This is a genomic window from Delftia tsuruhatensis (assembly GCF_903815225.1).
Classification (GTDB): Bacteria; Pseudomonadota; Gammaproteobacteria; order Burkholderiales; family Burkholderiaceae_C; genus Comamonas; species Comamonas tsuruhatensis_A.
In genome coordinates this window covers 1875829-1898275 of the sequence record NZ_LR813084.1, presented here as the reverse complement: position 1 = coordinate 1898275, position 22447 = coordinate 1875829, and the positions used below count along the sequence as shown (strand labels likewise).

Annotated in this window: 19 protein-coding genes; 9 read left to right on the top strand and 10 right to left on the bottom strand. The window is 68.3% G+C overall.

Annotation, left to right across the window (positions count from 1 at the left end):
* Positions 1-52: 52 nt before the first annotated feature.
* Positions 53-1573 (bottom strand): amidase, encoded by a 1521-nt coding sequence (locus L1Z78_RS08550; protein ID WP_234641102.1) that lies wholly within the window; start codon positions 1571-1573, stop codon positions 53-55.
* Between the two features lie 266 nt (positions 1574-1839).
* Entirely contained in the window at positions 1840-2292 is a 453-nt protein-coding gene (locus tag L1Z78_RS08545; RefSeq protein WP_234641101.1) for a CBS domain-containing protein, read from the bottom strand.
* Between the two features lie 118 nt (positions 2293-2410).
* Here L1Z78_RS08545 and L1Z78_RS08540 point away from each other — a divergent pair, with 118 nt between their 5' ends.
* Together L1Z78_RS08540 and L1Z78_RS08535 are read left to right on the top strand one after the other, a co-directional pair.
* On the top strand, positions 2411-3709 hold the full coding sequence (locus L1Z78_RS08540) for an O-acetylhomoserine aminocarboxypropyltransferase (protein ID WP_234641100.1): 1299 nt from the start codon (positions 2411-2413) through the stop codon (positions 3707-3709).
* An 18-nt stretch (positions 3710-3727) separates the two neighbouring features.
* Positions 3728-4537 carry an alpha/beta fold hydrolase gene (locus tag L1Z78_RS08535; RefSeq protein WP_234641099.1) on the top strand — a complete coding sequence of 270 codons (810 nt, stop codon included), beginning with the start codon at positions 3728-3730 and terminating at the stop codon, positions 4535-4537.
* A 37-nt stretch (positions 4538-4574) separates the two neighbouring features.
* Here the strand turns inward: L1Z78_RS08535 and L1Z78_RS08530 are convergent, their stop codons facing one another.
* On the bottom strand, positions 4575-6050 hold the full coding sequence (locus L1Z78_RS08530) for an acetamidase/formamidase family protein (protein ID WP_234641098.1): 1476 nt from the start codon (positions 6048-6050) through the stop codon (positions 4575-4577).
* A 160-nt stretch (positions 6051-6210) separates the two neighbouring features.
* Between L1Z78_RS08530 and L1Z78_RS08525 the strand changes: the two genes are divergently transcribed.
* Positions 6211-8643 (top strand): acetamidase/formamidase family protein, encoded by a 2433-nt coding sequence (locus L1Z78_RS08525; RefSeq protein WP_234641097.1) that lies wholly within the window; start codon positions 6211-6213, stop codon positions 8641-8643.
* Between the two features lie 13 nt (positions 8644-8656).
* Here the strand turns inward: L1Z78_RS08525 and L1Z78_RS08520 are convergent, their stop codons facing one another.
* Positions 8657-9478, bottom strand: a complete 822-nt coding sequence (locus L1Z78_RS08520; RefSeq protein WP_234641096.1) for an alpha/beta fold hydrolase — start codon at positions 9476-9478, stop codon at positions 8657-8659.
* A gap of 214 nt (positions 9479-9692) precedes the next feature.
* Here L1Z78_RS08520 and L1Z78_RS08515 point away from each other — a divergent pair, with 214 nt between their 5' ends.
* Entirely contained in the window at positions 9693-10046 is a 354-nt protein-coding gene (locus L1Z78_RS08515) for an Mpo1-like protein (RefSeq protein ID WP_234641095.1), read from the top strand.
* Here L1Z78_RS08515 and L1Z78_RS08510 read toward each other — a convergent pair.
* Positions 10024-11400 (bottom strand): YihY family inner membrane protein, encoded by a 1377-nt coding sequence (locus tag L1Z78_RS08510; protein ID WP_234641094.1) that lies wholly within the window; start codon positions 11398-11400, stop codon positions 10024-10026. The genes L1Z78_RS08515 and L1Z78_RS08510 overlap by 23 nt on opposite strands.
* Positions 11401-11507: 107 nt before the next feature.
* On the opposite strand from L1Z78_RS08510, the gene L1Z78_RS08505 reads away from it, so the two are divergent.
* Together L1Z78_RS08505 and L1Z78_RS08500 are read left to right on the top strand one after the other, a co-directional pair.
* Positions 11508-11906, top strand: a complete 399-nt coding sequence (locus L1Z78_RS08505; RefSeq protein ID WP_234641093.1) for a DUF2069 domain-containing protein — start codon at positions 11508-11510, stop codon at positions 11904-11906.
* 43 nt (positions 11907-11949) lie between these two features.
* On the top strand, positions 11950-13371 hold the full coding sequence (locus L1Z78_RS08500) for an FAD-binding oxidoreductase (RefSeq protein ID WP_234641092.1): 1422 nt from the start codon (positions 11950-11952) through the stop codon (positions 13369-13371).
* Positions 13372-13437: 66 nt separating this feature from the next.
* Here L1Z78_RS08500 and L1Z78_RS08495 read toward each other — a convergent pair whose 3' ends face one another.
* Positions 13438-14052: a hypothetical protein gene (locus L1Z78_RS08495; protein ID WP_234641091.1), complete on the bottom strand. Its 615-nt coding sequence runs from the start codon at positions 14050-14052 to the stop codon at positions 13438-13440.
* 177 nt (positions 14053-14229) lie between these two features.
* Here L1Z78_RS08495 and L1Z78_RS08490 point away from each other — a divergent pair, with 177 nt between their 5' ends.
* The 3 genes from L1Z78_RS08490 (at position 14230) to L1Z78_RS08480 (ending at position 16749) form a co-directional block, all read left to right on the top strand.
* A complete protein-coding gene (locus L1Z78_RS08490; RefSeq protein WP_234641090.1) occupies positions 14230-15054 on the top strand; it encodes a thymidylate synthase in 825 nt (274 codons plus the stop codon).
* 16 nt (positions 15055-15070) lie between these two features.
* Positions 15071-15571: a dihydrofolate reductase gene (locus tag L1Z78_RS08485; protein WP_234641089.1), complete on the top strand. Its 501-nt coding sequence runs from the start codon at positions 15071-15073 to the stop codon at positions 15569-15571.
* Positions 15572-15666: 95 nt separating this feature from the next.
* Positions 15667-16749 carry a metallophosphoesterase gene (locus tag L1Z78_RS08480; protein WP_234641088.1) on the top strand — a complete coding sequence of 361 codons (1083 nt, stop codon included), beginning with the start codon at positions 15667-15669 and terminating at the stop codon, positions 16747-16749.
* Positions 16750-16951: 202 nt separating this feature from the next.
* On the opposite strand, the gene L1Z78_RS08475 is transcribed toward L1Z78_RS08480, so the two are convergent.
* The 4 genes from L1Z78_RS08475 to hxpB all read right to left on the bottom strand — a co-directional run bounded on the left by L1Z78_RS08475 (position 16952) and on the right by hxpB (position 22338).
* Entirely contained in the window at positions 16952-19561 is a 2610-nt protein-coding gene (locus L1Z78_RS08475) for a TonB-dependent siderophore receptor (RefSeq protein WP_234641087.1), read from the bottom strand.
* A gap of 267 nt (positions 19562-19828) precedes the next feature.
* Positions 19829-20863, bottom strand: coding sequence for a FecR family protein (locus L1Z78_RS08470; protein WP_234641086.1), 1035 nt, complete (start codon positions 20861-20863; stop codon positions 19829-19831).
* Positions 20860-21480, bottom strand: coding sequence for an RNA polymerase sigma factor (locus L1Z78_RS08465; RefSeq protein WP_234641085.1), 621 nt, complete (start codon positions 21478-21480; stop codon positions 20860-20862). Before L1Z78_RS08465 ends, L1Z78_RS08470 begins: the two co-directional genes overlap by 4 nt.
* 162 nt (positions 21481-21642) lie before the next feature.
* Positions 21643-22338, bottom strand: a complete 696-nt coding sequence (hxpB, locus tag L1Z78_RS08460) for a hexitol phosphatase HxpB (protein WP_234641084.1) — start codon at positions 22336-22338, stop codon at positions 21643-21645.
* Positions 22339-22447: the final 109 nt, after the last annotated feature.

The following is a 22447-nucleotide window of genomic DNA, read 5'->3' as shown; positions in this document are numbered from 1 at the left end:
GGAATCGATGGCGAGGGCTGCGGTGCAGGCAGCACGGACCGCGGTGGCCGCTCTACAGGGCACGCCAGTCCACGGACTGCTCATGGGCGTGGGCGATGCGGTAGATGGTGGACTCGGCGAAATGCCGGGCCACCAGCATGGCGCCCACCGGCAGGCCGTCGATGCATCCGCAAGGCAGGGACATGGCCGGATGGCCGGTCACGTTGAACGGCAGCGTGTTGGCCACCATGCCCGCGGTCGCTTCCACGAAAGCCAGCGTCTCGGCCTGCCCTTCCGGCAGGCGCTGGGCCACCGACGGCGTGGTCGGCATCAGCAGCGCATCGAAGCCCTGTAGCAGCGCGTCGTAGCCTGCGCGCAGGCTGTGGCCGAAATTGATGGCGCGGGCATAGTAGCGGTGCCCGTTCATGCGGGTCAGGTGCGTGCCCGCCACCAGCGCGGCCCGCACGGTCAGGGGCAGCGTGTCCAGCGCCTGGGCATGCCCCTTGCGAAAGCGCACCATGAGATCCTCGGGATAGCGGTCATGGCGCCCGGTGCCGAAGCCGTCGCCACCGAACAGCGTTCGCAAGGCACCTTCCAGCAAAATGGGCCGGCATGCGCCGGCGGCACGCGCATGCACGGGCAGCGAGACGGACTCCACGGTCGCACCCAGCCGCTGCAGATGCGCTGCGGCCTGGCGCACACGCTGATGGACCCCGGGATGGGCCCCCGGCATGGCAAAGCCCTCCTCCACCACGGCGATGCGCATGCCCGCGATGGGTTGTCCCAGCGCCTCGGTATAGCGCTGCGTGCGCACGTTGCGCTGGCGCGGGTCCACGCCATCGTCGCCGGCGATCACCTCCAGCAGCAGCGCGTTGTCGGCCACGCAGTTCGTCATCGGCCCCAGGTGGTCTATGGTGGGCTCCATCGGCAGCGCGCCGGTATAGGGCACCAGGCCGAAGGTCGGTTTCATGCCGTAGATGCCGCACAGCGCCGCCGGCAGCCGGATGGAGCCTCCCTGGTCGCCACCGATGGCCATGTCCACCTGGCCGGCGCCCACCAGTGCTCCGCAGCCCGAGGAAGAGCCACCGGCCGAATAGCCTCGCCGGTGCGGGTTGTGCACGGGTCCGCTGGCACTGGTGAAGCTGTTGGCCGACAGGCACAGGTTCTCGCAGACCGCCTTGCCCTTGATACGGGCGCCAGCGGCCAGCAGCCGGGTGACCACGGTGGCATCGAAGGACGGCACGTAGCCATCGATCACGGCATTGCCGTTCATCATGGGCACGCCGGCCAGGAAGATGTTGTCCTTGAGCGCCACGCTGCGCCCGGCCAGCGCGCCCTGCGCCGCACCGACGATGTCCGTGCGGCGGTACCAGGCGTTCAGCGGATCCTGCGCCGCCTCGGGCCGCGAGGCATCTCTTGCACCCGGCGAAGGCGCCACATCGAAGGGGGTGGCATCCAGCAGCCGGTAGCAGGCGGCCAGCGGCTGCACGAGGCGGTCATAGGCATCCAGCGAGGCGCTGTCCACGGGCAGCGCGCATTGCATGGCCGCTTCGCGCAGCTGCAACCGGGAAGGGGATTCGATGGACAAGGGCACTCCTTGGAGGATGGGACGGTGTCTTCAATGTAGAAGTCCGTCGCCTGCCCTGCCTGCCCCGGCCTGCCAGCTCGCTTGACTGTGCCTGCCACATCTGGCGGGGAACACACAAAAATACCCCCCACGCTCCCCTTGCTCCGCAAGGTCCGCTGCCCCCGAGGGGGCCGCTATTTGTCTTGGGGCGGCCCGGCGACAAAAAGGCCCCGCCGCAAGGTGCGGCCGGGGCCTTGTCCGGTGGATGCGAGGGATTGCGCGCCCGGCAGGTCTCAGTCCGCGCCCTGGCGCTCGCCTTCGGGCCAGTCTCGGATGTAGGCCTTGAGCATGCGGTTCTCGAAGTTCTGGCTGTCCACCACGGCCTTGGCCACGTCGTACAGGCTGATAACACCCATCAGCATGCGCTTGTCCATCACGGGCATGTAGCGGGCGTGGCGGTCCAGCATCATGCGGCGTACCTCGTCCATCTCGGTCTCCATGGTGCAGGTCATGGGCGCGTCGTCCATGGCCGAACGCACCAGGGTCTCGCCCACGCCGCCGTGCTTGACGAAGCCCTGGATCACCTCGCGGAAAGTCAGCATGCCGACCACATCGCCATGCTCCATGACCACCAGGGAGCCGATGTCGCGCTCCGACATGACCTGGACCGCGCTGGCCAGGCTCTCGTCCGGGGACACCGTGTAGAGGGTGTTGCCCTTGACGCGCAGGATGTCACTTACTTTCATGCCCAATCTCCAAAGTTGTCTGTGTCACCGTGGTGGCGGTGAGCCGCTCCATGAGCCGCTGTCTGGCAGGAAATATAGCCCACAATGCCCGCTTGCCTTGACAACCATGGAGACAGGAATGCCCGGCTACTCGGACCCCGGCTTTGACACCCTGGCGCTGCACGCGGGCGCCCAGCCCGACCCCGCCACCGGCGCGCGCGCCACGCCCATCCATCTGACGACCTCGTTCGTCTTCGAGTCCAGCGACCATGCGGCCTCGCTGTTCAACCTGGAGCGCCCCGGCCACGTCTACAGCCGCATCTCCAATCCCACCAACGCGGTGCTGGAGCAGCGCGTCTCGGCCCTGGAAGGCGGCGTGGGCGCGATTGCGGTGGCCAGCGGCCAGGCGGCGCTGCACCTGTCGGTGGCCACGCTCATGGGCGCGGGCAGCCACATCGTGGCCAGCACGGCGCTGTACGGCGGCTCGCAGAACCTGCTGCACTACACGCTGGCGCGCTTCGGCATAGAGACCACCTTCGTCAAGCCCAGCGACATCGACGCCTGGCGCGCCGCCGTGCGCCCCAACACCCGACTGTTCTTCGGCGAGACCGTGGGCAATCCCGGCCTGGATGTGCTGGACATTCCCACCGTCTCGGCCATCGCCCATGAGGCCGGCGTGCCGCTGCTGGTGGACTCCACGCTGACCTCGCCCTGGCTGATCAAGCCTTTCGAGCACGGTGCGGACATCGTCTACCACTCGGCCACCAAGTTCCTGTCGGGCCACGGCACCGTGGTCGGCGGCATCGTGGTGGACGGCGGCAGCTTCGACTGGGAAAAGTCCGGGCGCTTCCCCGAGCTGACCCAGCCCTACGACGGCTTCCACAACATGGTGTTCAGCGAGGAAAGCAGCACCGGCGCCTTCCTGCTGCGCGCGCGCCGCGAAGGCCTGCGCGACTTCGGCGCCTGCATGAGCCCGCACACGGCCTGGCTGATCCTGCAGGGCATCGAGACCCTGCCGCTGCGCATGGAACGCCACATGCGCAATACGGAGAAGGTCGTGCAGTTCCTGGCCAGCCACCCGCTGGTCAGCCGCGTGGGCCATCCCCTTCTCGATTCACACCCCTCGCACCAGCTCGCGCAGAAGCTGCTGCCGCGTGGTGCCGGTTCGGTGTTCAGCTTCGACATCCGGGGCAACCGCAACCAGGGCAAGAAGTTCATCGAGACGCTCAAGGTCTTCAGCCACCTGGCCAACGTGGGCGACTGCCGCAGCCTGGTCATCCACCCGGCCAGCACCACGCATTTCCGCATGAGCGACGAGGCGCTGGCCGGCGCGGGCATCAGCCAGGGAACCATTCGCCTGTCCATCGGACTGGAGGATGCCGATGACCTGATCGACGATCTCAAGCGCGCCCTCAAGGCCGCCGAGAAGGCTGCATAAGAACACGGGAGAGCTGCAATGAAGATCGACGTACAGGGCCATTCCATCTACGCCTACACCGGCGGCAAGGCCTTCAATCCGGCACAGCCCACGGCCATCCTGATCCACGGAGTGCTGTGCGACCACAGCGTCTGGGCGCTGCAAAGCCGCTACCTGGCCAACCATGGCTGGAACGTGCTGGCCCTGGACCTGCCCGGCCACTGCAAGAGCGCGGGCGACGCACCCGAGAGCGTGGAGGCGGCCGCGGACTTCATCGGCCGACTGATGGACGCCGCCGGCCTGGAGCAGGCCGCGCTGGTCGGCCACAGCTGGGGCAGCCTGATCGCCATGGAGGCCGCCGCCCGCCTGGGTGCGCGCATCAGCCACCTGGTGCTGGTGGGCACGGCCTTCCCGATGAAAGTCTCGCCCGCGCTGCTGGAGTCGGCGCTGCAAACGCCCGAACAGGCCATCCACATGGTCAACGTGTTCTCGCGCGCCACGCTGGCTCCGCCCAGCGGCGCAGGCAGCTGGGTGTTCGGCGCCGGCATGGCGCTGGGCCGGCGCGTGCTGGCCAGCAACGACCGCACCAACCTGCTGCACACCGGCTTCAAGGCCTGCGACAGCTACGCCGGCGGCGAAGCCGCCATGGCGGCCCTGCAATGCCCCGTGCTGTTCGCGCTGGGCGAACAGGACCAGATGACGCCGCCCAAGGCCGCCAAGGGCCTGATCGAGGCAGCCCGGGCCGCGCAGCGCCAGGTCAGCATCGTGCACCTGCCCAGCGGCCACAACCAGATGACCGAGGCGCCCGACCAGACGCTGTTCGCCATCCGGGACTTCCTGGCACGCTGAGCCCCGGCCGGGTCTTGCCTGCCGGGCCCGGCGGCACTCACGTGCCGCGCGCGGGGAAGATGCTCTTCTTCACGAGCGCGTGCACGCCCCAGTTGCCATCCACCACCTGGGTGATGCCGAAGTCCACGGCGATCGACATCAGCGAGATGGCCTCGTCCTCGCCCAGCCCCTGGGTGGTCATGAGGAAGTGGCGCATCTTGTGATAGGCATCGCGCAGCGCCAGGTCCACGGAAGATTTCTTGAAGATCTGGTTTTGCGCATCCGGTCCCAGTTCCGCCAGGTAGTTGGCGTAACTGAAGCCGTGCAGCAGCCATTCGTCCTGGGTTTCGAGCAGCGGATAGGCCAGCTCGGCCAGCGGCGTTCCGGGCAGGTCCGCCTTCTTGTGCAGGATCAGCTGGAAAGTGCCGGTCAGCGAGCATTCGATGGCCGTGCCGCACAGCTCGGAGTCCCCCTGCGAGGCATGCGGATCGCCCACGGTGAAGTTGGCCCCCGGCACGGCCACGGGGAAATACATGGTCGCCCCCTTGCCGATGCGCCAGTTGTCGATGTTGCCGCCCGTGTGGTTGGGCGGGATGGAACTGGCCATCTCCACCTCGGCCGGCGCCACGCCGATGGTGCCGAAGTGCGGGCGCACGGGAACGCGGATATTGCGCAGCACGTTTTCGTTCTTGCTGATCGTGCGGTGGTCCACGGGCACGCCCGGATAGTCGATGGTCGGGTGGACCACGCCGAAGGGGTCGGTCTGCGGCGTCCAGCGGTAGTTGTAGACGGCGCGGGCCCAGTTGCGCTCGCCGGTCGCATCCACCTCGTAGATGGTGACCACCTCGCGCTTTCGGGGCTCGGTGAGCGTATCGCCATAGTGAAAGCCCCAGTTCGCCGCCGCGTTGCTGCCGAAGGTCCGGCCCTTGAACTGCGGGTTGCCCGAGGGGCGGGGCACCACATCGATGATGCGCACTTCCAGCACGTCGCCGGGCTGCGCGCCCTTGATGCGCACCGGCCCCGTGCAGATGTGCACGCCCTGGCCGCCGCCGGCGCCGTTCTTGGCATCCATGGGACCGGCGCCCCGGCGATCGACGCTCTTGCGCTGGCTGTCCCAGTGGAACACGCTCTCGGCGCCAGGGTCGCCACGGACCATGCGTTCGGCATCGTCATTGGCATGGTGGGTCAGCGTCTCCATGGTCACGTAGTCACCCGATTCGACTTCGACCACCGGCTTGGCCGATCTGCTGAAGTAGCCCCAGAGCACGGTGCTGGCAGAGGCGGGAATGTAGTAGTGGCTGGCCATGCCCTGGCCGGTCCGGGCGCCAGCCGTGCCCTGGGCAAAGGCCCGTGACGGCGCCATCGCGCCGCTGATGGCGCCGGCCGAGACCGCGCCGCCGCCGACCACCATGGCGTCGCGCAGGAAAGAGCGGCGCGCGACCTGGAATTCCTCGCGGATCAGCCTCTCATCGGCTGGCGAAGCGCCGTGCTGGCAGCCCGGGCCGCAGATATGTTCTTGGTGGGGGATGGTCATCGAAAATACTCCTGATGCTGTGGATCGGTGCCGGCAGCGCCAGTGTCCAGGCGAGCCGGCCCAGGCCGGTTGTTCCTGCGCGCACAAAAACTTGTCGCGTCTCCCATCTGCTGCGTCGGACTTGGACAGTCAGCGTGGGGAAGTTCATAGTTCGCCCCTGATGCACGACGATCCAAGACGCTTTTCCACCCACGCATTTCCCGATGCCCTGCGACAGGCTGCGCTCAATGAGGCGCTGTCCAGGGCCGGCATCCATGGCGAGGCACATACACCGCCAGCCACCCATCTGGCCCTGCGCAGCTCGCCGCTGGGATCGGTTTTCATCACGCTGGCCACCTCGCCGCTGACACTGCGGGGCGTGGCCACGCGGTTGCGCGGACCGGGCCTGCTCCTGTGCACCCTGCTGCAGGGCAGCGCCGAGGCGACGATCGAGGAGGCCGCGTTCCCTCTCAAGGCTGGCTCCGCCCTGCTGCTGGAGCCGGACCGGGACTGGCAACTGCGGTTGCCCGGCGATGGCCGCCTGCTGCTTGCGCGGCTGGAGTCCTCCAGCTTCCTGTTGCGCCTGCTGCGCTCGTGCCCGCCCGAGGCCAGGCACATCGGCGGGACAGGCGGCGTGGGTGCCATGTGCATGGCCATGGCGGCCTCGCTGGCAGAGCAGATCGACACCCTGGCGCAGGACGATCTGCTGTCGGTGGAGGCCACGCTCACCGACATGCTGGTCACCTGCCTGACACCCCGCGCCGGCAGCCCCGACCAGGGGCAGGCCGAGGCGACCGAGCCGCCAAGCGCCGTGCAGCTTGGCCATTTGCGCCGCATCTGCCGTGCCATCGAAACCCGGCTGGGCGATGTCGAGCTGTCCATCGATGCCATCGCCGACGCCGAAGGGCTGTCCACGCGCTATCTGCAAAAGCTGTTCAAGGGGGCGGCCACCAGCTTCAGCAGCTACCTGCGCGAGCGCCGGCTGGAGCGCTGCCGCATGGACCTGAGCAACCGCTCGCTGCAGCATCTCTCCATCGCCGAGCTGTGCTTTCGCTGGGGCTTTGGCGATGCCGCCAACTTCAGCCGTGCCTTCACGGCCCGCTATGGCCTGTCCCCCAAGGCCTATCGCACCCATCCGGCGCGCGAGCAGGATGCGCCGCCCGGCCAGCGCGGGCGTCCCTCGCCCGCCGAGAGTGTCGTGCAGGGGGCCGAACCGGCCACCGCGCGCTCGGCGCACAGCCCCTTCCAGGCCCTGTTGCGCGACCATGCACGCTATGCCCAGGCGCTGGCCCTGGTGCCCAAACGCTCGGCGCACGCAGACGGCGGCGGTGCGTCGGCCCAGCACTACTACCTGCCGGTCTCCGACAAGACCGTGCACTGGGGCTACCTGAGCCGCTCGCTCAAGCCCGTGCTGTCGGTGCGCTCGGGCGACGTGGTGACCATGGAGACGCTGACCCAGCATGCCTCGGACGACTGGGAGCGCATGATCGAAGGAGACCCGGGTGCCGAAAGCGTGTTCCACTGGACCGCAGCCCAGAAGGCCGTGGACCGGCGCGGCGCAGGCCCGATGGACGCCTCGATCTACGGCCGCGGCGCGGGCGAGGGCTTCGGCGTGCACATCTGCACCGGCCCCATCTATGTGCATGAGGCCGAGCCCGGCGACCTGCTGGAGATACGCATCCTCGACGTGCAGCCGCGCCCCAGCTGCAGCCCCGCCCACCACGGCCGTGTCTTCGGCAGCAACGCCGCCGCCTGGTGGGGCTTTCACTATCGCGACCAGATCATGGAGCCGCGCCAGCGCGAAGTGGTCACCATCTACGAAATCGACCATGCAGTGCCCGAGGAGCCGACGGCCCGCGCTGTCTACAACTACCGCTGGACGCCGCAGACCGACCCCTTCGGTGTGGTCCATGCGACCATCGACTACCCGGGCGTGCCCGTGGACCCCGCCAGCATCACCCGGCGCTTCGGCGTGCTGGACAAGGCCCGCGTGCCGCTGCGCCCGCATTTCGGCATGCTGGCCGTGGCGCCGCGCGAGGCCGGCCTGATCGACTCCATACCGCCGAGCTACTTCGGTGGCAACCTGGACAACTGGCGCGCCGGCAAGGGCGCCACCCTCTACCTGCCCGTATCGGTGCCGGGCGCGCTGTTTTCGGTGGGAGACCCGCACGCCTCCCAAGGCGACTCGGAGCTATGCGGCACGGCCATCGAATGCTCGCTGACCGGCAGCTTCGAGCTGCGGGTGCACAAGCGCGCCGCGCTGGACAACCGTTTCCTCGCGGAACTGGACCACCCTTTCCTGGAGACCGACTCCGAATGGGTGATACAGGGCTTCAGTTTCACCGACCACCTGGCCGAACTGGGCAGCCAGGCGCAGTCCCAGGTCTATCGCAAGTCATCGCTGGAAGGAGCCATGCGCGACGCCTTCCACAAGACCAGGCGCTATCTGATGCTGGCCCATGGGCTCGACGAGGACGAGGCCGTATCGCTGATCTCCGTCGCCGTGGACTTCGCCGTGACGCAAGTGGTGGACGGCAACTGGGGCGTGCACGCCGTGATCAAGAAGACGCTGTTCCCGCCCGAACTCTCGGCGTCCGCGCAGGCGGGCCGCTGAAGTTCGCCCAGGATCAGACCCGCTCCAGGAAACGGGCAATGCGCTGGGCGATGCGCTCGGGCTGCTCGCGGTGGGGCACATGGCCGCCTGCCGCGACGATCTCCACCTCCACCGGTCCACGTGCCCGGTCCCGGATGCGCTCGGGATGCACCAGGGAGCCGAACTCGTCGCGCTCTCCATGGATGACCAGCACCGGGCAGCACACCTGCTCCAGCGCCTCGTCCAGCCGGTAGCCGGCGAAAGGCTCGGACAGCCAGGTGTCGACCCAGGCCGACAGCACCCAGGCCGCCTTGTCGCCATGGTATTTGCGCAACCGGTCAAGCTGGCCGGGCCGGGCGAAGTCGTCCCGGGCAGCCCGTATGCCCTGCAACGTCCGCTCCTCCACGAAAGCCTGTGCGGACTCCGTCACGAGCGCCTTGCACTGCCCGCCAAAGCGTGCGGCCACCATGGCGGCCATGCCGCCTCCCACGCTGTGGCCCAGCACGATGAACCCCTCCAGGCCCAGCGCCTGGTGCACGGCGGCGAATGCCGTGCGCGCTTCCTCGGCCACGAAGCCCGGGCCCAGCGTCCCCGGATACGGGTCCGACTGGCCGAAGCCCAACCGGTCATAGGCCAGCACATCGCGCTGCGTGGCCTGGGCCAATTGCTGCGGGAAATCACGCCACAGCGCCACCGACCCCAGGGAATCGTGCAACAGCACGATGGGCGCACGCGCCGCGGGCCCATCACCGGATGACGGCGCCCGCCAGCGCCTGACATAGATCCGCCCCTGGGGCGTGGCAACGCGGGTTTCGCTCAAGGATTCGGGTTGATCGGTCATGCACGAGGAAAGCATCGGAGACTCCATGCCGGTCAGCGCCGGTCCGGCGGACATCATGCGCCCGCAGGCCGCAGGCAGGCGACGCCATGGCGACGCGCGGGGCCGGATGCGGCACCATTTGCATCTACGGCGGCAGTTTTTGGAGGCTGGCGCCCGTGGGTTCCCCCGCTGGCGAAGCTCCCTGCCGGCGCGTATAACGGGTGCCACCCCATGCACGCGAAGGCCTGCCATGTCCCAAGCTTCCGCCCCCCTGCCCGGCTCCGCCCCAGCGGCCGTGGACCCGCGCCAGTTCAAGAGCTTTGCCGAGTTCTATCCGTTCTACCTGCAAGAGCACAGCAACCGCACCTGCCGGCGCCTGCACTTCGCAGGTTCCACGCTGGCGCTGCTGTGCCTGTTCGCGCTGTTCCTGACGGGCAGCTTCTGGTTCCTGCTGGCCGGGCTGCTGTTCGGCTACGGCTTCGCCTGGATCGGCCATTTCGGCTTCGAGAAGAACCGACCCGCCAGCTTCAAGCGACCGCTGTACAGCTTTCGCGGCGACTGGGTCATGTGGCGCGACCTTCTCACGGGCCGGATCCCTCTGTGACGCCGGATGACGACCGTTGCCGGCCATCGAGCAGATCGGCCAGCGTCATGCCGGCCAGGCCGGTCCGCTCCCACAGCGGCTGCACCGCCTGCGAAGGCGCCAGCAGCAGCCTCTCGACCAGGGGCGCGAGCGGGGTGTGCTGCGGCTCCACGAGCAGCACATAGCGCGGCTCGGGCCCCTCGGTGGCCACCGCAGCGCCAGGCGCCTGCACCGTGCCCACCCAGTCCAGGACGGACAGCGCCTGCAGCACCGGGTCGATCTGCTGCCAATCCACGCGCAGTCGCCGGGCCAGATCACTGGCATACAGGCCCTTGGCTGGCGACCCGCGCTCCTGCGCCAGGTATTGGAGTATCTCCACGGCCATCTCGAACTGCCAGCCCTGCTGGCCCGGCATGCGCTGCACGCCGGTCATCACGATGGGCAGGTAGGCGGTGACCACGGCTCCCAGCAGCACGATGACCCAGGCCACGTAGATCCAGATCAGCAAGATGGGCAGCGTGGCGAAGGTGCCGTAGATCACCGAGTACGTGGGCACGGATGCCAGGTACAGCCCCAGCGCCTTCTTGGCCAGCTCCATGCAGGTGGCCACGAACAGTCCCCCCACCCAGGCATGGCGCCAGCGCACCGCCGTGTTCGGCACATAGTGGTACAGGCCCGCCATGCCCGCAGCCAGCGCCAGGAACTCGATGGAGTCGAAGATGAAGCGCAGCCCTTCGGGCAAGGCATTGACGAGCCCGCGCGAGGCCGACATCACATAGGAGGACAGCACCAGGCTCAGGCCCAGCACCAGTGGCCCCAGCGTGATCGCAGCCCAGTAGATCAGCACGCGCTGGCCCAGCGGCCGCAGCTGGCGCACGCGCCAGATGTTGTTGAGCGTGCGGTCGATGGTCAGGATCAGCGCGATGGCCGTGACCACCAGGATGGAGAAGCCCGCCATGCCCAGCTGGCTGGCCTTGGAGGCGAACTGCGTCAGGTAGCCCAGCACCTGGCGGGCAATGGTCTCGGGAATCAGGCTGTCGATCAGCCAGCGCTCGAGCACGACCTGCACGCGCGAGAAGATGGGAAAGGCGGTGAACAGCGCCAGCGCCACCGTGAAGAACGGCACCAGGGCCAGCACCGTGGTGAAGGTCAGGCTGCTGGCCGTCACGCCCAGCCGGTCCTCGCGAAAGCGTTCGCGCAGCGTGTGCGCGGTATTGCGCCAGGGAAAGCAGCGCAGGCGTTCGCGCCAGGATGGTGGCACCGCAGGCTCGGGCCGCTCCATCAGAGAAAGGCTGCGCTCCCGTTCGGGAGCGGGCAGTGCAACGGCACCGTCCTCCAGGCCACCGGCAGGCTCCTGCCCGGGGCCGCCGCTCATCGCCATATCTCCGCTGCAACGCGCGTGCCTGAAACGGGAACGCGCGTGACCATCCAAGCAATCACATGTTCAAAGGACAAGACCATGGCCGATATGATGCCACCCCGATGACTGATTCCATTTCCCGCCCCGGCGCCGATGTCGCCGCCACCCGCTGGCTGGCGGTCTCCAGCCTCATGGGCCTGATCGTGCTGAGCCTGGCCTGGGAACTGTGGCTGGCGCCCATGCGGCCCGGGGGCTCCTGGCTGGTGCTCAAGGCCCTGCCGCTGGCGGTCCCGCTGGTCGGCCTGCTCAAGCACCGCATGTACACCTACCGCTGGGTCAGCCTGCTGGTCTGGATCTATTTCACCGAGGGCGTCGTGCGCGCCTGGAGCGACCCCGCGCCCGGCCGCTGGCTGGCGCTGATGGAAGTTTTCCTGTGCCTGATGCTGTTCACCGCCTGCGCCCTGCATGTGCGCTGGCGCCAGCGCAGCGCGCGCCGCGCGGCCCAGGCGGTCGGCGGCTGAGTCCCCGTTTTCATGCCTTCACGTCTTTGAAAGAAGTTGCAACATGACTGCACTGCTTGAACGCCTGCGCCAGATCGTCGGCGAAGCCCATGTACTCACCGAGGGCGACCTCGTCGCCTATGAACAGGACTGGCGCCGCCGCGTGCGCGGCAAGTCCCTGGCCGTGGTGCGCCCGGCCAGCACGGCCGAGGTGGCCGCCGTGGTGCGCGAATGCGCGGCCGCAGGCACCAGCATCATCCCCCAGGGCGGCAACACCGGGCTGTCGGTGGGCTCCACGCCCGACGACAGCGGCACGCAGGTCGTGCTCAGCCTCACGCGCCTGAATGCCGTGCGCCACATCGACCGCGACAACCTGAGCTTCACCGTCGAGGCAGGCTGCATCCTGCAAAGCCTGCAGGAGCTGGCCGAGAAGGAAGGCCTGCTCTTTCCCCTGTCGCTGGCGGCCGAAGGCAGCTGCACCATTGGTGGCAACCTGGGCACGAACGCGGGCGGCACCCAGGTCGTGCGCTACGGCAACACCCGCGAGCTGTGCCTGGGCCTGGAAGTGGTCACGGCCCAGGGCGAGATCTGGGACGGCCTCAAGGGCCTGCGCAAGGACAACACCGGCTACGACCTGCGCGATCTGTTCATCGGCAGCGAGGGCACGCTGGGCATCATCACCGCAGCCACCATGAAGCTGTTTCCGCAGCCCGCTGCCCAACTCACGGCCTTTGCCGCCGTGCCATCCATGGAGGCCGCCGTGCGCCTGCTGGGCATGGCGCACCAGCACCTGGGCGCGGGCCTGACGGGCTTCGAGGTGATGGGGCAGTTCGCACTGTCCCTGGTGATCAAGCACATGCCCCAGCTGCGCGTGCCTTTTGCGGGCCTGGACGGCGCGCCTCCCTACTACGTGCTGGTCGAGAATTCGGACAGCGAGTCCGAGCAGCATGCGCGCGAGCGTTTCGAGGCGCTGCTGGAGCTGGCCTTCGAGGACGGCTGCGTGCTCGACGCCGTGGTCGCCGAAAGCCTGTCCCAGGCCCATGAGCTGTGGCATATCCGCGAGAGCATTCCCCTGGCCCAGGCCGAGGAAGGCCTGAACATCAAGCACGACATCTCCATTGCGGCATCGCGCATTCCCGCCTTCGTCGAACACACCGATGCGGTGCTGCAGCGTGAGATCCCGGGTGTGCGCCTGGTCAACTTCGGCCACCTGGGCGACGGCAACCTGCACTACAACGTGCAGGCGCCCGTGGGCGGCGACGCCAAGGCCTTCCTCAATGAGCGCGAGCACCTGGTCAACCACTTGGTCTACGAGGCCGTGGCCGAGTTCGGCGGATCGTTCTCGGCCGAGCACGGCGTGGGCGCGCTCAAGGTGGACAAGCTGCAAAAATACCAGTCCCCCGTGGCGCTTTCCATGATGCGTGCCATCAAGAACGCGCTGGACCCGCAGGGCATCATGAACCCCGGCTGCATCCTGCCGAAATAGGGTCTTGCGGGCCCAGGGACCGCGTGCCCGGCACGGACCGGACAGCGGGCCTGCGCCTTTTTCCCGTCAGGAGGCCGGCCTGGCCTCGATGTTGGCCAGCGTCTTCTTCACCTGATCGGGCCAGGGAATGTCGGCGCCGCTCACGTCGGAGAAATCATCCTGCTTGCCATCGGTCAGGAGCCATACGCGCAATGCATTGCGCGCGGGGTCGATGACGATGGCCCCCATCTCCTCCCCGCCCTGGTGCGGACGCAGTCCGACGATGCTCCAGACGTCGCCCTCCCTGGTCAGCGGACCCACGGTGCGCATATTGCTCAGCAGCGTGGGGTAGCGGCTGCCCAGCAAGGCCTTGAGCCGGTCGGCGAGCACGCTTTGCTCCAGATAGTTGATGCCGTCGTACGGATACTTGCCGATGTACTCGGCCAGGCTGTCCAGGCCGGGCTCGCCCGCCTTGGCCGTCGAGGGCAGGCGTGTCTGCGCCATGGCGGCGGTGGGCGCAGGCGGCTCCACCGTCGCCGCCTGCGCCATGCCGGGCGCCGCGGCGGCCGCCGCGTCCTGCGCCGCGGACGCCTCGGCCTTGGGCGTGGGAACGGAAGGGGAGCGCGGATCGCAGGCCGTCAGCGCCAGCATGGCGATACCCAGCGCGAAACCGGCCTGCCAGGGGGAGAGCATGGAGGACATGCGCAGGACTCCTTGTCAAAGCAGATGCAGAAAAATCCGTGGCGCCGGGGCAAGTGCCTTGGCAGAACGCCGGCGCCTGTCTGCGGGCATTGTCTCACCCGTGGCGGAACGACATGTTTCCAGGGGCATGGAAACCGTCGGACAAGATCGCATCTTCATCCAGGGATAATCCGGCTCATGAACATGACTTCCGCGCCCCGCCCCGCCCGCTCCCAGTACGAAGATTTCATGCGCCGTGTCCATGAGCACGGCGTGTCCAAGACCGACCGTACCGGCACGGGAACGCGCAGCGTGTTCGGCCACCAGATGCGCTTCGACCTGTCCGAGGGCTTTCCGCTGGTGACCACCAAGAAGGTCCACCTCAAGTCCATCATCCTGGAACTGCTGTGGTTCCTGCGCGGCGACAGCAATGTGCGCTGGCTGCAGGAACGCGGCTGCACCATCTGGGACGAATGGGCGCGCGAGGACGGCGACCTGGGCCCGGTCTACGGCGTGCAGTGGCGCAGTTGGCCCACGCCGGACGGTGGCCACATCGACCAGATCGCCGAGGTCGTCAGGCAACTCAAGACCGATCCCGACAGCCGACGCATCATCGTCAGCGCCTGGAACGTGGCCGAGCTGTCGCAGATGGCCCTCATGCCCTGCCACGCCTTCTTCCAGTTCTACGTGGCCGACGGCAAGCTCAGCTGCCAGCTCTACCAGCGCAGCGCCGACATCTTCCTGGGCGTGCCCTTCAACATCGCCAGCTATGCGCTGCTGACCCACATGCTGGCCCAGCAATGCGACCTTCAGGTGGGCGACTTCATCTGGACCGGCGGCGACTGCCACATCTACAACAACCATTTCACCCAGGTCGAGACCCAGCTGGCGCGCCAGCCTTTCGCCTACCCGACGCTGAACATCAAGCGCCGGCCGGAATCGATCTTCGACTACGCCTACGAGGACTTCGAGGTCGTGGGCTACCAGCACCACGCGCCCATCAAGGCGCCCGTGGCCGTCTGAATCCCGGGGCACGCGCATGACCGTCCATCTCATCTACGCACGCTCGGCCAACGGCGTCATCGGCAAGGACAACGCCATGCCCTGGCACCTGCCCGAGGACCTGGCCCATTTCAAGCAGCTGACCCAGGGCTCGGCCGTGGTCATGGGCCGCAAGACCTGGGACTCGCTGCCGGCCCGCTTTCGGCCGCTGCCGGGACGCACCAACATCGTCGTCACACGCCAGGCGGGCTGGTCACCCGAACCCGCCGCCCCCGGCGTGCTGCATGCCGCCAGCCTGGAGCAGGCGCTGGAGATGGGCCATCAGGCCGGCGACAGCGTCTGGGTCATGGGCGGCGCCCAGGTCTATGCCCAGGCCCTTCCGCTGGCCGACAGCATCGAGGTGACTGAAATCGAACGCGACTACGAAGGCGACGCCTTCGCTCCCACGCTGGGCCCCGAGTGGCGGGAAGCCTCGCGCAGCCGCCATGTGGCAGCCAACGGCCTGCCCTACAGCTTTGTGCGCATGCAGCGGCGCTGACACAGTCCTGTCGCAAACGGGGCTGGCGGGCACGACGGGTCTGTGCAGATAATGTCGGTTTTCCAAGCCTGCGCCGTCTTTTGCATCTTTCCGCCATGAGCCTCGTCCAGCCCCTGCCCCCCGGTCCGCTCGACATCGTCGGCGACATCCATGGCGAATCCTCGGCGCTGGAACAGTTGCTGGTGCATCTGGGATATGACGCCCAGGGCCGCCACCCCGAGGGCCGCCGCCTGGTCTTCGTGGGCGACTTCTGCGATCGTGGCCCCGACAGTCCCGGCGTGCTGGCGCTCGTCGTGCCCATGCTGGCCTCGGGCCAGGCGCTGGCCGTGCTGGGCAATCACGAGATCAACCTGCTGCGCGAGGATGCAAAGGACGGCTCTGGCTGGTTCTTCGACAGCCGCGTGGCCTCCGACACCCCCAAGTACGCGCCCTTCGCACGCATGCCTGTGAAGGAGATTCCCGCCACCCTGGGCCTGCTGGGGCGCCTGCCCATCGCACTGGAACGCGAAGACCTGCGCATCGTCCACGCGGCATGGCGTCCTCGGCAGATCGCCATGGCCCGGGAGCTGCCCCTGGGCAGTGCGCGCAGTGCCTACGACCACTACGAATCCGTCGCGGCCCAGCAGGCCCAGGTCAGCAAGGTGGCCGAACGCATGCGTGCCGAGCGGCGCCAGTGGCCCCACGACCTCGAGGACCGCAACTGGCTGCCACCCTTCCTGCCTGCGCACAGCGAGAGCGAACTGGCCAAGGCCATGGTCAACCCGCTCAAGGTGCTGACCTCGGGCGTGGAGCGCGAATGCCGCAACCCCTTCTATGCGGGCGGCAAGTGGCGCTTCGTCGAGCGCGTGGCCTGGTGGAATGAATATGAGGATGCCCAGGCCGTGGTCGTGGGCCACTACTGGCGGCGACTGAATCGCGGCGGCCCGTCATTCCACGGCGCCCAGGCCGAGAACCTCTTCGGCCAGACGGGGGCACTGTCCTGGCACGGCCGACGCGGCAATGTGTTTTGCGTGGACTACTCGGTCGGCGGCCGCTGGAACGCCCGCCTGGCGGGCGAGGACCCGCAGCAGCGTTTCAAGCTTGCCGCCATGCGCTGGCCTGAGCGCCGCCTGGTGTTCGACGACGGTGCCCAGGCGCACAGCGAGGAGTTCGGCGTTGCGGCGGCCGCTGCCGCATGACACGCGCCAGGTACGCGGCGCTTAGCGCAGCGTCAGCAGCAGCGAGCGCGGTGCGCCGTGGTAGTTGTTGCCCGACAGCGTGTTGTACGAAGGCACGTAGCAGCACTTGTCCAGCAGGTCGCTGGCGTTGGGCGCCACGCTCAGATGGTGTGCTTCCCCCTCCGAATAGAAGGGGAAGCGGCGCAGCCCCTCAAGGGGTGCCTCAGAACGTTCCGCGCAGCGTCAGCATCACATTGCGTGGCTCGCCATACCAGTTGTTGCCGCCGCTGGTGCCCACCGTGCGGTAGTAGACCTTGTCGAACAGGTTGTTCAGGTTGAGCACGGCCTGCCAGTTGCGGTTGATGCGGTACTGCACGCTGGCATTCCACACGGCATAGCCGCCCTGGCTGAACTTGAAGGGCACGGCCGCGCCATCGAACTTGCCCGTGTCAGGATTGAAGGCATTGGCCGAACCGCTCACGAAATGCGCGCTCTGGATATTGGCGCCACCGCCAATCGTCCATTGCGACAGCTCGCCGGGCAGGCGGTAGGTGCTCCACAGCTTGAACAGATGCTTGGGCGTGACGGAGTGGTAGATGCCTTCGATGCCCGGCGTCTTGTTGTGGTTGCGGTTGAAGGTGTAGCCGGCAAAGAGCTGCCAGCCGCGCGCCAGCTCGCCCGAGATCTCGCCTTCCACGCCCTGGCTGACCACCTTGCCCTTGCTCAGCGAGCAGCAGTTCAGGCCCGCGTCGCCGATGTCGGTGTTGGGGTAGGAGGGATCGGCCACGGCCTCGCCATTGCGCTCTATGCGGTACAGGGCCATGGAGGCCATCAGCCGGCCCTCGTTGAACTCGCCCTTGGCACCCAGTTCGAAATTGCGGCCCTTGATGGGGTCCAGCGGCGTGCCGGGCAAGGGCCCGCCCAGCTTGCTGGCCTGGGACTTGTGGATCTCGGCGACGCTGCCGTAGGCAGTCCAGCGGTCGTCGATGTCGTAGACCAGGCCACCGTAGGGCGTGAAGATGCCGCTCTCTCCATAGGATGACACGATGCGGCTGGTGAGATTGCCGGCCCGGTCGAAACGCAGCCAGGGCGTCTGCGTGTCGTAGCTGGCGCGGCGCGCGCCGACGATGGCGGTCAGGCGGTCCGTCAGGCTCAGGTTGAGCCGGCCGTACAGGCCTTTCTGCGTGGCGCCATAGCCCGCGAAGCTGCGCGTCTTCCAGACGAAGCTGGGCAGGGGAATGGCGCCCGGGTCGAAGCCGAACACACTGATCCCCCCTGCCGGCGTATCCACCTCGGAGAGAAAGGTGTCCTGCGTGTCGCGGATCTTGACCCAGTCCGCGCCCAAAAGCAGCCGGTGCCTGCGCCCCAGCAGGGAGAACGTTCCGCTGACGTTGGCATCCAGCGCCTTCTTGGTGGAATAGAAATCGTTGGAGAACCCGCTGAGCGCCGCGCCCAGGCCAGTCGAGGGGTCCACCGCCCCGGACATGTCCGCCAGACGGCTGTCGCTGTCGACCTTGACGTAGTTGGCATGGGCTCGGACGCGCCAGTCGCCTTGCAGCCGTTGCTCCAGCTGCGCAAACAGTTCCTTGTTGGTTCTGTCGTAGTGGCCCCATCCGGCCATCAGCGCCGTGCTGCGCGGCAGGTGCAGATCGTCGCCATTGGCCGCGCGCGGCAGGCCGCTGCGCCATGGCAGGCTGGCCGACTTGTCGTAGCTGCCGCCCAGGGTCAGCTTGGTCGCAGGCGTGAGATCGGCTTCCACGATGCCGTAGAGCAAGGTGTTGCGCGCATCGGCGTAGTCATAGAAGAACTCGCGGTCGCTGTGCGCCAGCACGGCGCGGCCGCGCACCCGGCCATCGGCAGCCAGGGGACCCGCCACATCAAGTTCGGCCCGGCGCTGGTTCCAGCTGCCCACCGAGGCCGAGGCCAGCACCTGCGGCTGTGCCGTGGGGCGCTTTCTCACCAGGTTGATGGAGCCGCCGGGCTCGCCATTGCCGCTGTACAGGCCGTCCGCGCCGCGGATCACCTGCACGCTGTCGTACATGGCCATGTTGGGGTCGAAGGTGCCCTGGCTGAAGGCATCCACCGCCGCTCCGTCGATCTGGACATTGCTGATCTGGAAGCCCCGCGCGTAAAAGCTGTTGGCCGTGCCGCCCAGGCCACCCGAGCCCGCGTAGTCCACCGTCACGCCCGTGGTCTGCTGCATCACGTCGCCCACGGAGACCAGGCCCTGGTCCTCGATGCGCTGGCGCGTGACCACGGAGATGGACTGCGGCGTCTCTCGCACGCTCTGCCCCTTGCCCAGCGACACGCGCGAGGCCGCATAGGAGCCCGAACCCTCCGTGGTATCGCCAGCGTGTGCCTGGGCCGTGACCAGCACCGTGCCCAGCGCAGCATCGGCTGCCGGCGACGGCTCCCTGGCCGGTGCCTTCAGCGTGTAGGCGCCCGGTACGGCATCGATCACGGTCACGCCCGTGCCGGCCAGCAGCCGGTCCAGCGCCTGGCGCGGCGTGAAGCGGCCCTGCAAGGCCGGCGAAGTGCGGCCTGCAACGATCTGCGGATCGAACAGCACCTGGTGCTGGGCCTGCTGCGTGAACTGGCGCAGCGCGCCGGCCAGTGGCTGGGGCGCGATGCTGAAGGCCAGCTCCCCTGCCTGGCCCGCCTGCACGGACGATGGCTGCTGCGCCTGCACCGCAGGCTGCGCCAGCGCAACCAGGGCGGCGGTTACCAGCGACGGCATCCTTGCCCGCCGCCATGGCCTGCCCCTGTGCTGAAACTCTCCTCCCCAAATGCCCGCGCCCATGGTGGCGCTGCCCTGTTCTTTTCCTGCTTGCATCCCTGCTCCTGCTGCACTGTGTCCATTGCCCGCTGTCGCGGTGTGCGCGGTGGGTGGCAGGCAGTTGAGCGTCCACCCGCCACGCACGTGCGCGGCCGTCGCGGTTGTTGGCTGAGCTGTGCACTGGGCAGCGGCCTGGCTGGCAACCATGGAGGCGAGAAATCCCGCCCTCCATGAAGGTAAAACCCGCCTTCGCGCCAAAGTGGGAATGTGGCGAGACCAGGAAAACGGGTTATTTACATTTTTTTACAAAAGAAGGGAAAGCACTCAGTGCGCCGAGATCCGCCAGCCGCCTTGCGCATCGCCCTGCACCCGCACCGGCAACAAATGGGGCAGCGAGCGCAGAAACACCTCGGGCTTGCCGGTCAGCGCCACACCGGACACGGACAGCGCGGCCAGCCCCGCATCGCCGTCCACGCGCACGGGCTGGCCCAGGTAGCGGGCCAGATCGGCTGCCACCTGGGTCAGCGGTGCCTGCTGGAACACCAGCTGGCCGCTGCGCCAGTCACCCACGGTGTCCGCGCCCGCGGTCAGCGGCTGCCGTGTGCCGTCACGGGCATCGACGGACATGCCTGCGCCCGCGCCCAGCAGCAGGCGCCGGTCGTCCGGCGAATGGCGATCGGGGCGCAGCTCCACCTTGCCCTCCAGCACCTTGACCACCAGCGCTGGCGGCCCGGCGCGCACATTGAAGGCCGTGCCCACCACGCGGACCTGGCTGGCGCCGCTGTCCACGGTGAAGGGCCGTGACCGGTCGGCCGCGACCTGGAAGAAGGCCTCGCCCTGGTCCAGCACCGTTTCGCGGCGGCGCGGGTAGTAACGCACCTGCAGCCTGGAGGAAAAATTCAGCGTGACCCGCGTGCCATCGGGCAGTTCGGCCTCGCGCACCTCGCCGGGGCCGGTGGCCATCTCGACCACATGGCTTGCGTGGTTGTCCCAGGCATACCAGCCCCCGCCCACGGCCAGCGGCATGGCCAGGGCCGCCGACAGCAAGGCAGGCGCCCAGCCGTGGCGGGTACGCTGGCGTGGCGGCGCCTGGGTGGAGCCTTGCGGCTGCGCACGCGGGCCGTCGGCCCTGGCTGGCCGCGTCGCAGGCGCATCGCTGGCCAGTGGCGGGCGGCGCAGCTGCTGCAGGTCCAGCACCGTGCGCCCCAGGCTCTGGAAGATGCTGCGGTGCTGCGGGTCGGCGGCCAGCCAGGCATCAAGTTCGCGCTCGTCGGCACCGGTCCAGTCGGCTTCGCGGCGGCGGGCGAAGAAGTCGGCGGCGCGGGCATGCAATTGCAAGCGTTGCGGGGTCAGCGTCATTCCCGGCCCTCCCCGTCCGTCGCGGCCTGCGCCAGCAGGCCCTGCATCAGGCGCATGTCTTCGGCGCTGCCATACTGCACGCGCAGCTCGCAATAGGCCATGGCCAGCGTCACATGGTTGTGCACCATGCGGCGCGAGATGCCCATGCGCTGCGCCACCTCGGTCTGCGTGAGCCCGTCGATGCTGTGCAACACGAAGGCTTCGCGGCGGCGCTCGGGCAGCTCGGCCATGGCCTGCTCCAGCCGGCCCAGGCGCTCGCGGTGGTGCGCGGCCTGCACGGGGTCCGAACCTTCGCCGGCCGGCAGTTGCTGCGCCAGTTCCATGTGTTCATCCAGCGAGACCGATTCGCGCCCCGGCACGCCCGCCGAACGGCGCCAGGCATCGTGCGATACATGGCGGGCGATCACGCGCAGATAGGGCTCCTGCTCCTCGGGCGGCAGGGCCTTGCCCGAGGCTGCATAGCGCACGAAGACCTCTTGCACCGCATCCTCCGCATCCTCGCGGTTGCGCATCTGCCGGCCCAGCAGGCGGCGCAGAGGCTGGTGCCAGCGCTCATACACGCGGGCCAGCAGCGAGGGAGCGGCATCATCGTCCGCGCCAGGCACGCGCACGCTCACGGGCAGCCTCCCGGCACGGCGGTCTGGATGCGGGCAGGCAGGCCAGCATGGGAAACGGACAGGACGAAGAAGGACGGCACGGGCGGCGATTGTACTGAGAATGGTTCTCATCAACACCTTTGCAGCCGGCACGCGCCATGCGATGCGAGTGCTGCGGATGCCTTACCGGCCCGTTGCCCCATGCAGCGCCAACAGCGTGGGCACCACCCAGTGCGGCGCAGGCTGCGCCCCGTCGAAGCATTGGTCCTCGGACGGCACGGCGATGACGGTCATGCCGGCCTGCCGCGCCGCATGTGTCCCCGAGACGGAGTCCTCGAACACCAGGCAGCGCCCGGCCGGCACGCCCAGGCATTGCGCCGCGAAGTGGTAGATGTCGGGCGCGGGCTTGCCGCGCACCACCTGCTCGGCCGAGACGATGGCGTCGAACGCCGGCCGCAGGCCCAGCGCATCCAGGGTGTGGTGGCACAAAGACAAAGGAGAGTTCGAGGCCAGCGCCACGCGCCAGCCCAGGGCGCGGCAGGCGCTCAGTGTTTCGCGCACGCCGGGCAGGGCCTGCCCATGCGCGCTGACCAGGGCCGCCACGCGCGCGACCACGCGGCTCTCCAGCTCGCGCTGACTGGGCCCCTGCCAGGGCCGGTGGGCATACCAGTGCGCGGCAACCTGCGCCGTGGTCATGGGCGCCGTCACGCGGGACATCTCGGCCGTGATGTCGATGCCGACCTCGGCAAAGGACTCGCGCTCGGCACGCTTCCAGAAGGGCTCGGAGTCTATGAGCAGGCCGTCCATGTCGAAGATGGCGGCGCCGAATCCGGCCTGGCCAAGGCCTGCGAACGAGGGAGCGGCTTCAGGGATTTGCATGGCGCGCATGCTAGCGCAGGCGGCAAGTGAAAGCAGTTGCTGTTAGCCTGTGCCGGCTGGCGATGGATGCAGATGCATGCGATTGCCAGCCCTTCACAATCCTTAGCGA

Excerpts from the sequence above, each read along its gene's own strand:
- L1Z78_RS08500 (WP_234641092.1), top strand. The coding sequence starts at position 11,950 with ATGACTGCACTGCTTGAACGCCTGCGCCAGATCGTCGGCGAAGCCCAT.
- L1Z78_RS08535 (WP_234641099.1), top strand. The coding sequence starts at position 3,728 with ATGAAGATCGACGTACAGGGCCATTCCATCTACGCCTACACCGGCGGC.
- L1Z78_RS08480 (WP_234641088.1), top strand. The coding sequence starts at position 15,667 with ATGAGCCTCGTCCAGCCCCTGCCCCCCGGTCCGCTCGACATCGTCGGC.
- L1Z78_RS08490 (WP_234641090.1), top strand. The coding sequence starts at position 14,230 with ATGAACATGACTTCCGCGCCCCGCCCCGCCCGCTCCCAGTACGAAGAT.
- L1Z78_RS08530 (WP_234641098.1), bottom strand. The coding sequence starts at position 6,050 with ATGACCATCCCCCACCAAGAACATATCTGCGGCCCGGGCTGCCAGCAC.
- hxpB (WP_234641084.1), bottom strand. The coding sequence starts at position 22,338 with ATGCAAATCCCTGAAGCCGCTCCCTCGTTCGCAGGCCTTGGCCAGGCC.
- L1Z78_RS08540 (WP_234641100.1), top strand. The coding sequence starts at position 2,411 with ATGCCCGGCTACTCGGACCCCGGCTTTGACACCCTGGCGCTGCACGCG.
- L1Z78_RS08545 (WP_234641101.1), bottom strand. The coding sequence starts at position 2,292 with ATGAAAGTAAGTGACATCCTGCGCGTCAAGGGCAACACCCTCTACACG.
- L1Z78_RS08495 (WP_234641091.1), bottom strand. The coding sequence starts at position 14,052 with ATGTCCTCCATGCTCTCCCCCTGGCAGGCCGGTTTCGCGCTGGGTATC.
- L1Z78_RS08475 (WP_234641087.1), bottom strand. The coding sequence starts at position 19,561 with ATGCAAGCAGGAAAAGAACAGGGCAGCGCCACCATGGGCGCGGGCATT.
- L1Z78_RS08515 (WP_234641095.1), top strand. The coding sequence starts at position 9,693 with ATGTCCCAAGCTTCCGCCCCCCTGCCCGGCTCCGCCCCAGCGGCCGTG.
- L1Z78_RS08520 (WP_234641096.1), bottom strand. The coding sequence starts at position 9,478 with ATGCTTTCCTCGTGCATGACCGATCAACCCGAATCCTTGAGCGAAACC.
- L1Z78_RS08470 (WP_234641086.1), bottom strand. The coding sequence starts at position 20,863 with ATGACGCTGACCCCGCAACGCTTGCAATTGCATGCCCGCGCCGCCGAC.
- L1Z78_RS08485 (WP_234641089.1), top strand. The coding sequence starts at position 15,071 with ATGACCGTCCATCTCATCTACGCACGCTCGGCCAACGGCGTCATCGGC.
- L1Z78_RS08505 (WP_234641093.1), top strand. The coding sequence starts at position 11,508 with ATGACTGATTCCATTTCCCGCCCCGGCGCCGATGTCGCCGCCACCCGC.
- L1Z78_RS08510 (WP_234641094.1), bottom strand. The coding sequence starts at position 11,400 with ATGAGCGGCGGCCCCGGGCAGGAGCCTGCCGGTGGCCTGGAGGACGGT.
- L1Z78_RS08525 (WP_234641097.1), top strand. The coding sequence starts at position 6,211 with ATGCACGACGATCCAAGACGCTTTTCCACCCACGCATTTCCCGATGCC.